The 13,615-nt window shown below is 23.2% G+C and carries 16 protein-coding genes and 1 other RNA gene; 4 read left to right on the top strand and 13 right to left on the bottom strand.

Annotation, left to right across the window (positions count from 1 at the left end; genetic code table 4):
• Positions 1-10: 10 nt before the first annotated feature.
• The gene (locus SGLAD_RS01685) at positions 11-1,816 is read right to left on the bottom strand and encodes an ABC transporter ATP-binding protein (protein WP_134297311.1); all 1,806 of its coding nucleotides are present in this window, start codon (positions 1,814-1,816) and stop codon (positions 11-13) included.
• Between the two features lie 139 nt (positions 1,817-1,955).
• Complete coding sequence (locus tag SGLAD_RS01680; protein WP_134297310.1) at positions 1,956-2,384, bottom strand: hypothetical protein; 429 nt, start codon at positions 2,382-2,384, stop codon at positions 1,956-1,958.
• Between the two features lie 142 nt (positions 2,385-2,526).
• Here SGLAD_RS01680 and SGLAD_RS01675 point away from each other — a divergent pair, with 142 nt between their 5' ends.
• Positions 2,527-3,573, top strand: a complete 1,047-nt coding sequence (locus tag SGLAD_RS01675) for an alpha/beta hydrolase (protein WP_134297309.1) — start codon at positions 2,527-2,529, stop codon at positions 3,571-3,573.
• Positions 3,574-3,641: 68 nt separating this feature from the next.
• Positions 3,642-4,487, top strand: a complete 846-nt coding sequence (locus tag SGLAD_RS01670; protein ID WP_134297308.1) for a DegV family protein — start codon at positions 3,642-3,644, stop codon at positions 4,485-4,487.
• A gap of 124 nt (positions 4,488-4,611) precedes the next feature.
• On the opposite strand, the gene SGLAD_RS05455 is transcribed toward SGLAD_RS01670, so the two are convergent.
• The 3 genes from SGLAD_RS05455 to SGLAD_RS01660 all read right to left on the bottom strand — a co-directional run bounded on the left by SGLAD_RS05455 (position 4,612) and on the right by SGLAD_RS01660 (position 5,597).
• On the bottom strand, positions 4,612-4,740 hold the full coding sequence (locus SGLAD_RS05455; RefSeq protein WP_279585904.1) for a hypothetical protein: 129 nt from the start codon (positions 4,738-4,740) through the stop codon (positions 4,612-4,614).
• Positions 4,741-4,842: 102 nt separating this feature from the next.
• The gene (locus SGLAD_RS01665; protein WP_134297307.1) at positions 4,843-5,133 is read right to left on the bottom strand and encodes a hypothetical protein; all 291 of its coding nucleotides are present in this window, start codon (positions 5,131-5,133) and stop codon (positions 4,843-4,845) included.
• Positions 5,134-5,333: 200 nt separating this feature from the next.
• On the bottom strand, positions 5,334-5,597 hold the full coding sequence (locus tag SGLAD_RS01660; RefSeq protein WP_134297306.1) for a hypothetical protein: 264 nt from the start codon (positions 5,595-5,597) through the stop codon (positions 5,334-5,336).
• A 270-nt stretch (positions 5,598-5,867) separates the two neighbouring features.
• Between SGLAD_RS01660 and SGLAD_RS05300 the strand changes: the two genes are divergently transcribed.
• Positions 5,868-6,005, top strand: a complete 138-nt coding sequence (locus tag SGLAD_RS05300) for a hypothetical protein (protein ID WP_166739153.1) — start codon at positions 5,868-5,870, stop codon at positions 6,003-6,005.
• A gap of 109 nt (positions 6,006-6,114) precedes the next feature.
• On the opposite strand, the gene SGLAD_RS01655 is transcribed toward SGLAD_RS05300, so the two are convergent.
• The 7 genes from SGLAD_RS01655 to SGLAD_RS01625 form a co-directional block, all read right to left on the bottom strand.
• Positions 6,115-7,278, bottom strand: coding sequence for a hypothetical protein (locus tag SGLAD_RS01655; protein ID WP_134297305.1), 1,164 nt, complete (start codon positions 7,276-7,278; stop codon positions 6,115-6,117).
• A gap of 341 nt (positions 7,279-7,619) precedes the next feature.
• Positions 7,620-9,146 (bottom strand): Rnase Y domain-containing protein, encoded by a 1,527-nt coding sequence (locus tag SGLAD_RS01650; RefSeq protein ID WP_166739152.1) that lies wholly within the window; start codon positions 9,144-9,146, stop codon positions 7,620-7,622.
• A gap of 177 nt (positions 9,147-9,323) precedes the next feature.
• Positions 9,324-10,127 (bottom strand): hypothetical protein, encoded by an 804-nt coding sequence (locus tag SGLAD_RS01645; RefSeq protein WP_134297303.1) that lies wholly within the window; start codon positions 10,125-10,127, stop codon positions 9,324-9,326.
• Between the two features lie 41 nt (positions 10,128-10,168).
• The gene (gene recA / locus SGLAD_RS01640; protein ID WP_279585903.1) at positions 10,169-11,203 is read right to left on the bottom strand and encodes a recombinase RecA; all 1,035 of its coding nucleotides are present in this window, start codon (positions 11,201-11,203) and stop codon (positions 10,169-10,171) included.
• A 58-nt stretch (positions 11,204-11,261) separates the two neighbouring features.
• The gene (locus SGLAD_RS01635; RefSeq protein WP_134297302.1) at positions 11,262-11,717 is read right to left on the bottom strand and encodes a CinA family protein; all 456 of its coding nucleotides are present in this window, start codon (positions 11,715-11,717) and stop codon (positions 11,262-11,264) included.
• Positions 11,718-11,755: 38 nt separating this feature from the next.
• Positions 11,756-12,103, bottom strand: an RNA gene (rnpB, locus tag SGLAD_RS01630) — RNase P RNA component class B.
• 31 nt (positions 12,104-12,134) lie between these two features.
• Positions 12,135-12,470, bottom strand: coding sequence for a DivIVA domain-containing protein (locus SGLAD_RS01625; protein ID WP_134297301.1), 336 nt, complete (start codon positions 12,468-12,470; stop codon positions 12,135-12,137).
• Between the two features lie 101 nt (positions 12,471-12,571).
• On the opposite strand from SGLAD_RS01625, the gene SGLAD_RS01620 reads away from it, so the two are divergent.
• Positions 12,572-13,057 (top strand): Holliday junction resolvase RecU, encoded by a 486-nt coding sequence (locus SGLAD_RS01620; RefSeq protein WP_134297300.1) that lies wholly within the window; start codon positions 12,572-12,574, stop codon positions 13,055-13,057.
• Here SGLAD_RS01620 and SGLAD_RS01615 read toward each other — a convergent pair.
• A complete protein-coding gene (locus tag SGLAD_RS01615) occupies positions 13,032-13,586 on the bottom strand; it encodes a DnaD family protein (protein ID WP_134297299.1) in 555 nt (184 codons plus the stop codon). The two genes, SGLAD_RS01620 and SGLAD_RS01615, sit on opposite strands and share 26 nt — an antisense overlap.
• Between the last annotated feature and the right edge of the window lie 29 nt (positions 13,587-13,615).

Below are 13,615 nucleotides of genomic sequence, written 5' to 3'. Positions count from 1 at the left end.
TTTTCCCCTCCTAACTCATTAATCCTGCTTTATATAATTTTCCAAAATGACCAGTTGAATTTTTTAATTCATCAAAAGTACCAACTTCAATAATTCCACCGGCATCTTTTCCTAAAACAATTATTTGATCACAATTTTTTATTGTACTTAATCTGTGAGCAATCACTATTGTAGTTCTACCAACAATTAATTTATCTAATTGCGATTGAACTTCTTTTTCAACAATATTATCTAAAGCACTTGTTGCTTCATCTAAAATTAGTAACTCAGGATTTTTTAAAAACATTCTTGCTATAACAAGTCTTTGTTTTTGTCCTCCAGATAAAATAAATCCACGTTCTCCTAAAATTGTGTCATATTTTTCTGAAAGTCCTAGTATAAAGTTATGTAATTGTGCTTTTTTAGCAGCTGCTATTACTTCTTCATCAGTTGCATCAAAATTACCATATCTAATGTTATCTAAAACAGTACCAAATAGTATTTGAGGTTCTTGTTCAACATAACCGACATGACTTAGATAAGAAGGTAAATCAATTTCTTTTAAATCAATTCCATTTATCAAAACACTTCCTTTTGAAGGATCATAAAATCTTAATAATAATTTGGCAATTGTTGATTTTCCACTACCAGTTTCACCAACAAATGCATAACTTTTTCCTTTTTCAAATTTAAAATTTATTTCTGGCATAATTAATTTTCCAGGTGCTTCAGGATAAATAAATTCTAAGTTTTTTAATTCAATTGATTCAATTGTATTAATTTTTTTTGGATTATCAACATACTGTAAAAGTGATTTATGTGAATAAATATAAACCAATCTTGTATTACAGTTCATAGTTCTTGATAAAGCTCTTAAAATTATAGGCAATAAAAATATTGCACCAGTTAAAATTGAAATAAATGAAATAAATGAAATTATTAATGATGATATATTTGCAACAGACATTGTGTCTTTATACAAAAACATAATTGTTAAAGTTATTATACCCGGTAAAATTCAACCAAAAAAGTTTGTAAAAATAATCATTATAGTTGATCATCAAACAGTTTTATTAATTTTTTGACCATATTTACTATTTTGAATTTTTATTTTTTCATACTCACTTAGTTCAGTACCACTTGATTTAATTAAACGAATGTTCATTAATCTATCAACATCATTTGTATCATTTATTTGTTTAAAGTCAATTGATCTAATTAAAGCTTTTTGATATCTAAAAAATATTGTTCATGCAACTATAAATAAGAATGAAAAAATTGCTAAACAAATTAATGCTATTTTTCAATCTAAACTAAACATAATCACGTTAATTAAAATAAACATTAAGATTATGTAACACAAGTTAACCAAAAATTCATTCATTCCATCAGCTAGTCCTTGTGAGTCGCCAATAATTTTTGTCATAATATTTCCGATTTGATTTTTTGAATAAAAACTAAGATCAACATCAGTTAATGTTTTTAAACATTTAACCCTTACAAATATTTCAGTTAATCTTGTAAATATCCCACTAGTATAATTTAAAAGGTAGTCTACTATTGCGTATAAAACTACCATTGCACAACCAATTGCTACTCAATGATATCATTGTACTTCTAGTCCAAAAATAAAATGCCCTCCTGTATTAGTTACACTTTTTACTAAACTTGAGATAATAAAAGACATTCCTGAGAATAAAGCTGTATCAAGAATTGATATAACAATAAATAATGTAAATAATTTTGGATGCGCTTTTATAGCTTCTTTTAAAAGAGCGCCATACTTTTTGAATTTATCTTTTGAAAAAAATTTTAATCTTTCTTCTATTGATTGCATATTTTAATTTCCTTTCTACAATAAAAAAATATTTTAATTTTATTAAAATATTAAATCTGATTTTAATTACAATTTTTAAAACTCAATTAATAACATTATATACCTTAAAAGTTTAAAGTAAAAATTAATAAATATTTATTTATAATGTTTTTAACCATTCGCATTCATTTTCTTCAAAAAAACATTTACAATCACAAAAATCACTTCCACAAATTCACTTTTTACAAGCTTCACATTTTAATGGAATATGAATAATTGATTTAAAGTTAAGATCAATTAAATTATTAAAACCTTCAAAAATATTTATATAAAACATTTTTGATTTAGTTTGTGAACTAACTGCAAGGATTTCTTTTTTACAATCATAACAAGTTACAATATTGTTACCACCATATTTTTTTTCATCTTCAAAATATTTTTTTAACTCTGCATTTATACACATTGGTAGGTTGTTTCAGTGATCACTTATGTATTTTTGGACTTTAAAAGTATTATTGCACTCAATTTGACAAATAATTACACTTAAATCTTTTTTAAAGTCATCTCATTCTTCTTTACGAATTAACATAAAATCACATCCGTTATTTTTATTATAGCATATTTACATAAAAATTGTTTTATATATAACTCAAAATACCTAAAATTTTTTTAATTTAGAATAAATAAAAAAGTTTTAAATTATATATTATAAAATTATTTTGGTGTTATTTATGAAAAATACAAACATAAAATTTAAAGATAAAAAAATACAAAAAAGCTGAAAATATTTAAAAAAATATACATATCAACCTTACAAAGTAATTATTATGGTTATTTTCTTCCCTATCGTTTTGCTTTTAAGTTTTTTGTGCTCAAAAATATTCATTTCATATTTATTCAAATATAAAAAGTCAGGTATTTCTAAAGAAGGATATCAACTAAACAGTTGAGAACAAATTGAATATGATATTAAAGCAAGAAAACTTAAAGATTTTGCAATACAAAAAGATAATGTTGAAGAGTTAGATCTAGGAGATGAAGAAAAAAAAATAAGCGCTTTGATAGTTAAAAGAAAGGATAATAATTTCAAAAAATGGGTTATTGGTTTGCATGGTTTTAAAAGAAATAAGTATAGTGGTTTAAGAAGTTGTAACTTCTTTTATGAAAAAGGTTATAATATATTAACATTTGATGCATATGCTCATGGAAATACTTATGGAGTTAAAAGTGATTTTGGATTAACTAATGCAAAAATTTTAGATCAAATGATTAGTTGAATTAAACAAAAGTTTAAAGCAGTTGAAATCGGAATTCTTGGTGTTAGTATGGGGGCAACTACTAGTTTGTATTATGCAAAAGAGTATTATAAAAAAAATCCTGTTAGTTGGATGATTGCAGACTGTCCATTTAGTTCAGCAATTCCTCAAATAAGATTCTTTTTAAAAAGATATTTAAAAATTCCTTGATACTTTATGTCATTAGGAATAAAAAGAAACTTTTTAAGATATTCAAAATCAGATATAGCAAAAGTTAGTTTATTTGATAAGTATGAAAGAGTTAAAAAATTACCAATTTTATACATTCACGGCTTAAAAGATGAATTTATACCCTATCATTGCAGTGTAGTTATGCATCATTTAAAAAATAATCAAGATGAAGATAAAAATAGTCAATTAGTTTTGTTTGAAAAATCAAAACATTCTGCATGTTATCAAGATCATCAAACAGAGTATAAAAATAAAGTATATAACTTCATAGAAACAAAAAATAAATTTTAAAATTTAAAATTTATTTTTTTATTTTTCATTAAGTTTTTATTTATATAAAATAATTGTGAGGTATATAAATGAAAACAGCAATTATTATTGACTCTGCATGTGGGGTCAAGGACTTAAGTAAATATAAAGACACATTTTTAGTTCCCCTTCTAATTTTAAGAGAAGATGGAACTTCATTAAAAGATGATGAAAATTTTACAGAAGAGCAATTTAACAATTTAAATGGCAAAGAACTTTTAAGAACTTCTCAATCAATAACTGGAGAAATGCTTAATAAATGAGATGAACTGCTAAAAGATTATGACCAAGTTATTTGTTTATTAATATCTAAGGGTTTATCAGGACAATTTAATACTTTTAAAATGTTTGCAAATAATGAAGAAAATGGTTATAAAGGAAAAGTTCACATTATTGACAACAATGGAGTTAGTATTCTTATAAAAAGACAATTAGAAGAAGTGCGTTATTTACTTGATAAAGGCCTTGAACCAATTGAAGTTTGTCAAAAAATCGAAAATAAGTACGAAAATATTAAAGGTTATATTATTCCTAAATCTTTAGAACAACTTGTTAGAGGAGGAAGAGTTACAAAGGCAGCAGCTAGCTTAGCAAAAATACTTAAAATAACTCCTATTCTTTCTTATACAGGAATAATAGATAAAGAAGATAAAACAAGAACTTTTAAAAAAGCTATAGAAAATTCTTTAGATAAAATTATTAAAAATGAAACTGATGATTATGTTATTGATATTGCATATTCAGATTGTTCGATTGAATTGTTAGAAGAAATAAAAAAAATAGTAATACAAAAAAACTTAAAAATAGGCTTAGTTGAAAAACTACCTTTTGTAATCATTTGCCATACAGGTGCAGAAACATTTGCTTTTTTTGCCACTAAAGTTAATAAGTTTTAAAAAAACTTAAATCTTATAAAGATTTAAGTTTTTTTAATTTATTTTAAACTTGATTGAATTAATAACATTTCTAACATTTTCTGCTGATGTAACAGTAACAGAAAGAATTATGTTATTTACAAAATTACTTTTTTTCAAACTTAAAAGTAAATAAATCTAAATTTGGATTTTTAAAATTTGGAAACTTATTTTTAATTAAATCTAAAATAATATTTTTTATAATATTTTCATTATCGTTATATGCTTTATCCACACTTAATTGTGACTCTTCTTTACTAAATTTTGAAAAATCAATACAATTAACATTTGCTTTGATTTTTGCTCATTTTTTTCCATAATTAATTTTAATATCAGATTAACCACCTATTAGAGCTTGAATTATTAATTTAAATTTTCCATTGCCTTCATTATCTTTAACTTTATCAAGTTTATTTGAAAAGACATCTGTGTTAGAGTTATCTACTACAATTTTTGCATCTTTTATAGGATTAGGAGCTAATAAATCAAAGGTTTTAATTTCATCAATTTCAAGTATCACATCTTTAAATTCCTCACTAAAGTTAATAGCTTTTGTTGGAGGCTCAATTCTTTTACAAGATATAACTGGTAATAAACTAAAATTTGTTATAAAAAATGAGCCTAGCACTATTAATAATCTTTTTATTTAATCTCCTTAATTAGTTTTATCTACTATTTCAAAATAATGAGCATTTTTTTCAAAACATTTTTTATGAAATATACCCCTTGTATCATCAGAAAGTTCAAATACAAATAATATTTTTTTTAATATATCTTGTTCAAAATTAATAACTTATTCACAAAAGTAGCAAGTTAAGAATCTGCTATCTAATTTAAAACTTCTAATTTTTTGCTATCACTTTGATCAAAATAAATTTTAACTCTCTCATCTATAATTTCATATTCTTCTTCTGATTGAAGTGTTTCTAAATTTTCATATTCTTCAATTTCTTGATATTCTTTATTTGTTTGCTCTTTATAATAACTTTGATTTAATAATTCTTTATCAATTTCTTCTTCGAAACTTAATTCATTTGGATTAATACCTAGTTTTATTTTAATTAATTCAATGTCTCTATCAATCGTTGACAATGTTGATGCTATTTCTTCTATTTGAGGTAATATTATTTGTTTGTTATCTTCTTTTAATTTTTCATTTCAAAAAGTAAGTTCTTTTAAAAATTCTGCTTTTTTATTGACTAATTTATAAAGATTTTTTTAATTATAAGCTCTTCTTTTGATTGACTTAAATTCATATTTTGTATGTAACTTAGGAAAGTAAAACATTTCTTTGAATAGTTTTTTAAAAGCCATCAATTTGTTTATATACCATTTTTAAATAATAAAACAGAAATTAAAGATATGCTTAATGTTTGAATAACACTTATTAATACAAAAAATACAATTGCTCATGGTTGCAAAATAAAAGGTGTAAATGTAAAAGAAATTATATTTAGCAATGGAACAAACATTAAATATATTAATGGCGAAGATATATAGTATGATAATTTTTTTGTGTTTTCTAAAGAAATAATTTTATTATAAGATCTAAATTCTTTAATAGAAGAATCAACATAAATAAAATTAATACATATTATTGATATAACTCCTAAAAAAATAAATATAAAAAACTAAAACATGATACTTTAAAATAGTTGTATATAGACATACCTCATCAACCAAAAAATAATTCTCATATTAAAAATATAAAGAATCCTAAAAAACTAAATCCTAAAAACGAAAAACAAATAAGAGAAAAAGACTCAATATAAAATAAATTTTGATAATATAAATTTGTTTCGCTAAAACCTGCATTAATGACTTTATTTCCACTATTATTTACAACACAAGAAATCTGGTTAAATAATTCTATTACCCCAAATGTAATGAAAAAATCTCCTAAAAAGAAACCAAAAAATATAATGTATAAAAATCTTCAATGAATATACTTTGGATAAATACTCTTTTTAAATAATTCTAATAAAATTAAATTGTTATATACACCAATATTTAAATGATTTAAACCAAATAGCATCACTAAAGATAAATAAGTGGTTATATAGACTCAATGACTTGGTAATGTAGAATATTTAGACAATCAAGGTAAATAATTTTTTAATAAACTAAATTTTAAGCATTTTTTTCAAATTAATGTTGGAGTTCCAATAATAAAAGTAGTTAAAAATAAAGCTAAAAATAAAGTTCATAAATTTATTCATCCAGCAACTATTAATAACTTTCAATATTTATCTCTCAATCTAGATTTATTATGTTTTCATTTTATTAAAGTTGTTATATTGATTGTTGTACTAAATGCAGTATAGATTATATAATTTAATATCATAAAAAAACCAATACCAAAAATTGTAAAATTTAGTGTATAAAAATGATATAAAGATGCTCAGTTTTTATATAAAAAGCTTCATGTCTTATCTCTTGTTTGTAGATAAATCAAAGTATTAACAATTACAGGTAACATTTGAATAAAGATATATAAAATTGCAAATAATCTAAATGCAGATCTTACAGGATATCAAAATATTCTTTTAAAATGATAAAAGTCAATATTTTTCAACATTTTTATATATAAAAAAACTAAAAAACTAGTTGTAAATACTAAAAAATAAACAGATCATATGCTAAAAAAGTTTATAAATGTTCTTAAAATAAAATTAGTTGAAGCAGCATAGTCTCATGCTTTAGATATTTTTTCATAGAAAAAAGGCTTAATAAAAATATTAATTTCAAATATTCTTGTAAAGTTGTTAACCAAATTATGATTGTAAACGCACTAATAAAAAGAATAATAAAAAATGCTAAAGTAAACGCAAGTGCCATAAACGCTTTCCCTCTTACACTTCAGTTAAATATATCTTTACTATTTCTTTTTTCTCTTTGTTTAAGAATAGCAAACTTTTTTTCTAAATCATTACTATGTTTATTTTCAATATTTTTTTCTTTGAATCTTTTTTCATTTATACATACCAAGAAAATCTTTCTAATCCATTATATAAAAACTTTTGTTTAAAGTAACTAATAGTTATAATCAATAATAAAAAAATGTTTCATACAAGAAACATTTTTTTGTTATTGTTTTATTTAATTTTAACTTAATTAAAGTTTTATTATTTCTCTTTTTTCTCTAATTAAAGTTATATAAATATCACCTGGAGTTTTATTAATAGATTTTATTTTTTCTCTTATTTTTTGAGTTAAATCCATTAACTCATGATCTTTAACTAAATCTGGATTTACAATTACACGGATTTGTCTTCCTGACTGAAACACGTAAGCTCTCAGTACCCCATAGAACTTCTCGCATTCTTCTTCAACTTCTTTAAGTCTTTCAAAAAACTCTTCAGCTCCATTATTTCTTGCTCCATATCTTGCAGCACTAATGGTATCAGATATAGATATAATTTCTGCATAAACAGATTTTTTTTCAACATCGCCATGATGAGATTCTACACAATTTACAATAATATTATCCATTTTATAAGTTTTTAATAGATTAGTTCCTAATAAAACATGACTACCTTCTTGTTCAAAATCAATTGCTTTACCAATATCATGTAACAATCCTGCTTTAAGAGCTATTTCTGTATCTAATTCTAAAGTTTCAGCAATTGATCTTGCGATTTTTGCAACTTCAATAGAGTGTTGTAATACACTTTGCCCATAACTAAAGCGGTGCTTAAGTTTTCCTAAATTAATAATAATTTCTTCAGGAAAATCAAATATATTTAATTCCTTGGTAACTTCTAAACCTGTTTTTAAAAATGATTCTTGAATTTTTTGTTCTTCTAATAATAATGTTTCTTCAATAGCGGCAGGTTGCAATCTTCCAATTTTAATCAACTCTGCTAAAGTATTGTATGCAATTTCTCTTCTAATCGGATTAAAAGATGAAATAACAATACGATTTGGTACTTCATCAATTATTATATCAACACCACCATATTGTTGAAATGTTTTTACATTTCTACCTTCTCTACCAATAATTTTTCCTTTTAATGAGTCATCTTCAAGTTTAAATATTGTAGTATTTTTTTCTGTAGAAACTTGAACGTGAGCCTTTTCCATAGCATCAATTAATATATTTAGAGCTGTTTCTCTTGAATTTAACCTTAACAAGTCTTCTTTTGCTTTTATTTCTTTATAAATATCTTCTAAATAAGCATTTTCAACATAAGATTCTAGTCTTTGTTTTGCTTCTTCTGAAGACATGTTTGCTAATTTTTCTAATATTTCTACAACATTATCAACATCAATTGATAGCTTATTTTTAACTCTATTATTTTCAAGTTGTTGTTCAACAATTTTTGATTCTCTTAAATTTAAATTTTCCAAGTCTTCAAAATATTTAACTTTTTTTTGTTCTAAAATTGCTGATTCATGATCTATTTCTAAACGCTTTGAATACAGTTCTTCTTCAATAGTATTTTTTAAAATAGTAGCTTCTATTTTGGCAGAAGCTAACGCCTCCATTTTTATTTTTTTAGCTTCTTCTTTTGCTTTTTTAATTACATGATTTCTTCGACGATTAAAAAGCAAATAACAACAATATAACATAAGTAAAAATATTGTTATTGCTAAAATTGTTACGACTATAAACCATGAGTTATCTTCTAAATTTGTCATTCGATTCCTACTTTCAAGTAGATTAGGTATTTTTTTAAACATTATAATTATACACTTAGTATTATAAAAAAGTTTTAAAAAATATTTCGAATTAAAATTATTTTTAAAATAAAAAAACTTATTCCATTTTCAACAGAATAAGTTAATAATTTTAAATAATGTATTTAAAATTATTATTTATATTAAATTTACATTACTTTCAATTTTTAATTTTTTAAAAGTAATTGTAGTTCAAACAATAAAATTAATTATAGGTAATCCAATACTTAAATACAATCAAAATTTATATTTATTATCTTTGGTGTTGTCAATAGTTTTTCTTGAAACATAAGGGATTTCTTTTATATAAGAAACTATCATTAAAATATGAGCTAATAAAAAATATATATAAAAATAAAAATCCTTTATTTTTAATTTTCCAACTTCATCATTAAAATTAATAACTTTAAAAGAAAGTAATAGAGCAAAAATTAAGCACCCTATTTCTAAAATTAATATTAATAAACCTTTAAATAAAATTGTTTTTGCAATTCCTTTTTTTGTATGACCAAAAATAATTTCTAAAAAAGAACCGAAAACAAATTTAATTTTTTTATCATATGTAAACGGACCACTTTTAATATGCTTTTTTTTAATTAATAAAAGAATACTAAAAACTAAGAAGTTAATATATGGAATTAGAAAAAAGATATAAGCAGCTTTTAAAACTTTATTATCTTTTTCTCTATTGATAGTTTTTATTTTTAAATACTCTATTGTACCTAAACAAAAATTAGGTGTAGAAAAAAAAGCAAAAACAACAATGATTGGAATTATTATTATTAAATTATCCTCAATTATTGAACTAAATAATAAACCTAATAAAAGTGCTAATACAGCAAAACAAAAAACAAGTGTTAGGAAAAAAGTTTTTAAAACACTGTTTAATTCTTGAGGAAAATATCCTTTATTATGTTTTTCTAAGTGCGTATTTTGTTTCATATGTCTCTTTCTTTAATATTATAATTAATTTTTTCTTATAATTATTTCATTAATTCTGAAATTTTATTTTGTATCTCTAAAAACTTATCTTGATTGTTTTTAAATCATTCTCTAACCGATTCTTTTCCTTGTCCAATTTTTTCTTCATTATATGAATATCAAACACCAGCTCTTGTTAAAACATTATACAAAGTTGCCATTTCAATTATTTCTAAATCTCTTTCAATACCTTTGTTATATGCAATAATTATTGTACAAGTTTTAAATGGAGGTGAGACTTTATTTTTAACAATTTTAATCTTTATTTTATTTGCACTTGCTTCACCATTAGTCGTGATTGTTTCGCCTTTTCTAACTTCCATTCTTACAGATGAATAAAATCTTAAAGCTCTACCACCAGGAGTTGTTTCTGGATTACCAAATATTACCCCTACTTTTTCTCTTAATTGATTTATAAAAATAACAGTTGTATTGGTTTTAGAAATAATCCCGTTCAATTTTCTCAAAGCTTTTGACATAAGTCTGGCTTGTAAACCAATTTGTTGATCTCCCATTTCACCTTCCAATTCACTTTTAGGCACAAGTGCAGCAACTGAATCAACAACCACAATATCCATTGTATTTGATTTAACTAGCATTTCTAATATATCAAGCGCTTGTTCTCCAGAATCAGGTTGAGCAACAATTAAGTTTTCAACATCAACTCCTAAATTTTTTGCATACCTTGGATCTAAAGCGTGTTCTGCATCAATAAAAGCAGCTCTTCCTTTGTTTTTTTGTGCTTCAGAAATTGCATGTAAAGATAAAGTTGTTTTTCCACTTGATTCAGGACCAAAAATTTCTATAATCCTTCCTTTTGGATAGCCTCCAATTCCAATTGCTTTATCGATCAAAAAACTTCCACTTGAAATAGTATCAATTAAATTGTTTGCTTTATCCCCAAGTCTCATGATTGACCCTTTACCAAAAGTTTTTTCAATATCTTTTAATACAGCTTTAAAGTTTGGATCGTCATATATATTATCCATATTAAAAATTACTTCCTTTTCTAAATTTGTATCTGTGTTTTTTATCATAAATATTTCCTCCCAATATAAATATCGTTAAGAAATTATAAAAATATACAAAAAAATGTTAAATAGATGCAAATTTTCTTAAAACAAAATCAATAGCTTGTTTTTTATATTCACTTCTACTAATATCTTCTTTAATTATAAATTGATATATATAACATTTATCATTTATTAAAAATCCTAGATAACTTAATCCACTTCTTGAGTTATTAACATCAATTGGGGTTGCAAAACCACTAAATGCAAATACAACATCGGTTTTTAAAATTTGTTTTGTGTTTTTTAACATTAATTCTAATACTTCTTTTGAAACTTCACTATTTTTTTTAATAACTTGTTGATTAATTTTCAAGTGTTCAATCTTAAAATCATTTGAATAACAAATAAAACTACCTTTAAAATAATTACTTGCTCCAGGTATATCACTAAATAAACTAGCAAACATTCCACCAGTAAAAGATTCACAACTTGATAAGCTTAAATTATTTTTTTGTAAATATTCAAATAAATATTTCATTTTAACAAATCCTTAAAAAAAATAGTGAATATAATTTTTATCATAACCCACGTTCTGTACGCAAAAGCGCATCAACTATCTATCTATCACTTTAAAAAGTGATCCAAAAGATTGATTCGTTTCTCAATCTTTTAGCTCCTCTACCATAATTTGAGTTTCTTGCTTGTGGAGTTTACCCGTTCCATTTCACTATTTCTAGCTATTCGTCTCTGTGGCACTTTAAAGAAATCACCATATGCATAGCACTTAGGTTAATTCAAGTCGTCACCAAAAAAAGATGCCTAAAGTTATTTTTTCCTTTAGCACAAACACTACATTCATCACAGAATGTGCAAGCGTGGAGTTTCCTCTATATTATTTTTCAAATATAGCAGTTGATTCAAAAAATTATTTCACATTTATATTCTACACTATAAATTAATCTTTATTAAAATTTGTTTTTTCAAGAGCAGATATACGTTTGATAAGTGCAGAAGAGTTTAAACCTTTTCTCGCTAATTCTTCTTGTTGTTGTTCTGTTAATTTTAAAGTTGCCATAGTTTGATTCAATTCTTCAGTTAAATCATCTAATTTTTTTGATAAGTCCATAATTATTTTATCTTTTTTAATTTCCATATCTTCATAGTATTTATAATCTTCACTAACAATATCTAAAAAAGCATCTACTTCTTCAACTTTATATCCTTTATATTCGACTTCAAATTCTTTTTCTAAAATTTCTTTTTTACTAAGTTTTGCATTAATATTAGCCATACTGAAATCTCCTTTTAAATATTGTATAAGATTTTAATTATTTATTAAAAAAATGTTAAATTATAATTTTATTTTACGATTTAATTATTGGAGGATTAAAAATGATACTTGCAAATAAAGGAATGTATTTAGAAACGATAATAAATAATTGTTTAGAGTTTTGAATAAGTTTGGGTTTACTTGTTCAAAAAATGCCTGTCAATAACAAACTAATAAGTATTGAAAATAATATAATTAAAGCTAAATTAGATAAGAACCAATTTTGCGACTATAATGGAATCTATAAAGGTTTTTATTTAGAATTCGAAGCAAAAGAAACTAGTAAAAATTATTTTGATCTTAATAATTTAAAAAAAAATCAAGTTGACAAACTTGATCTTATTATGAAATTAAAAGGTTTAACGTTTATTCTCATTTACTTTCACATGTATGATAAATATTTTTGTTTAAATTATTCATATATAAAAAAATTTAGGAAAAAGAAAATTGAATATGATTGATTTATAAATAATTGTTATGAATTGCAAAGAAAAAATTTAGTTCTAGATTTAATTAGCTATCTTAATCATTTAATCAGTTATATCTAGTTATTTTTAACGTTTTTGATTTTTTTACATATTCATCTAAATGATCTTTTAAGGCTTCAAAATTATCAATTTTATTTTCAGTAATAATTGATAATATTTTTGGTTTAGAAAGACCTTGGTTGATATATTCGATAATTACATCTATATCTTCTTGAGAAAGTTTAATATTTAACATTTGCTCAATAAATGAGTATTTTATATCATTAGCTAGGTTTGAATTTTGTTCTTCTAAATTAACAATTATTTTATTAAATAAAGGTGTTAAATCTAGTACGGCTTTTTTTCCTTTTTGCTCAATTCTTATCAATTCTTTTATTAAAAGATTACTAATTTCTTGTTCTATTTGATCTTTATCTAAATACATATACTTTGCAATTTGTGAGGGTGTAAAGTTTTTTTGTTCTTCATTTGACAATTCCATTATTATTAATAAGATGGCTAATTGATTTTCGTTAATTTCTAGTTTTGAGTAGTTTAATATAAGTAGACTTTTTTTGTTAATGACACCATTTTTTAATAAATCAAACATTTATCCTCCTAAACAAAAAAAATAAGAGC

It is taken from the genome of Spiroplasma gladiatoris (genome assembly GCF_004379335.1).
Taxonomy (GTDB): domain Bacteria; phylum Bacillota_I; class Bacilli_A; order Mycoplasmatales; family Mycoplasmataceae; genus Spiroplasma_A; species Spiroplasma_A gladiatoris.
This window is presented reverse-complemented; position numbering and strand designations above follow the sequence as displayed.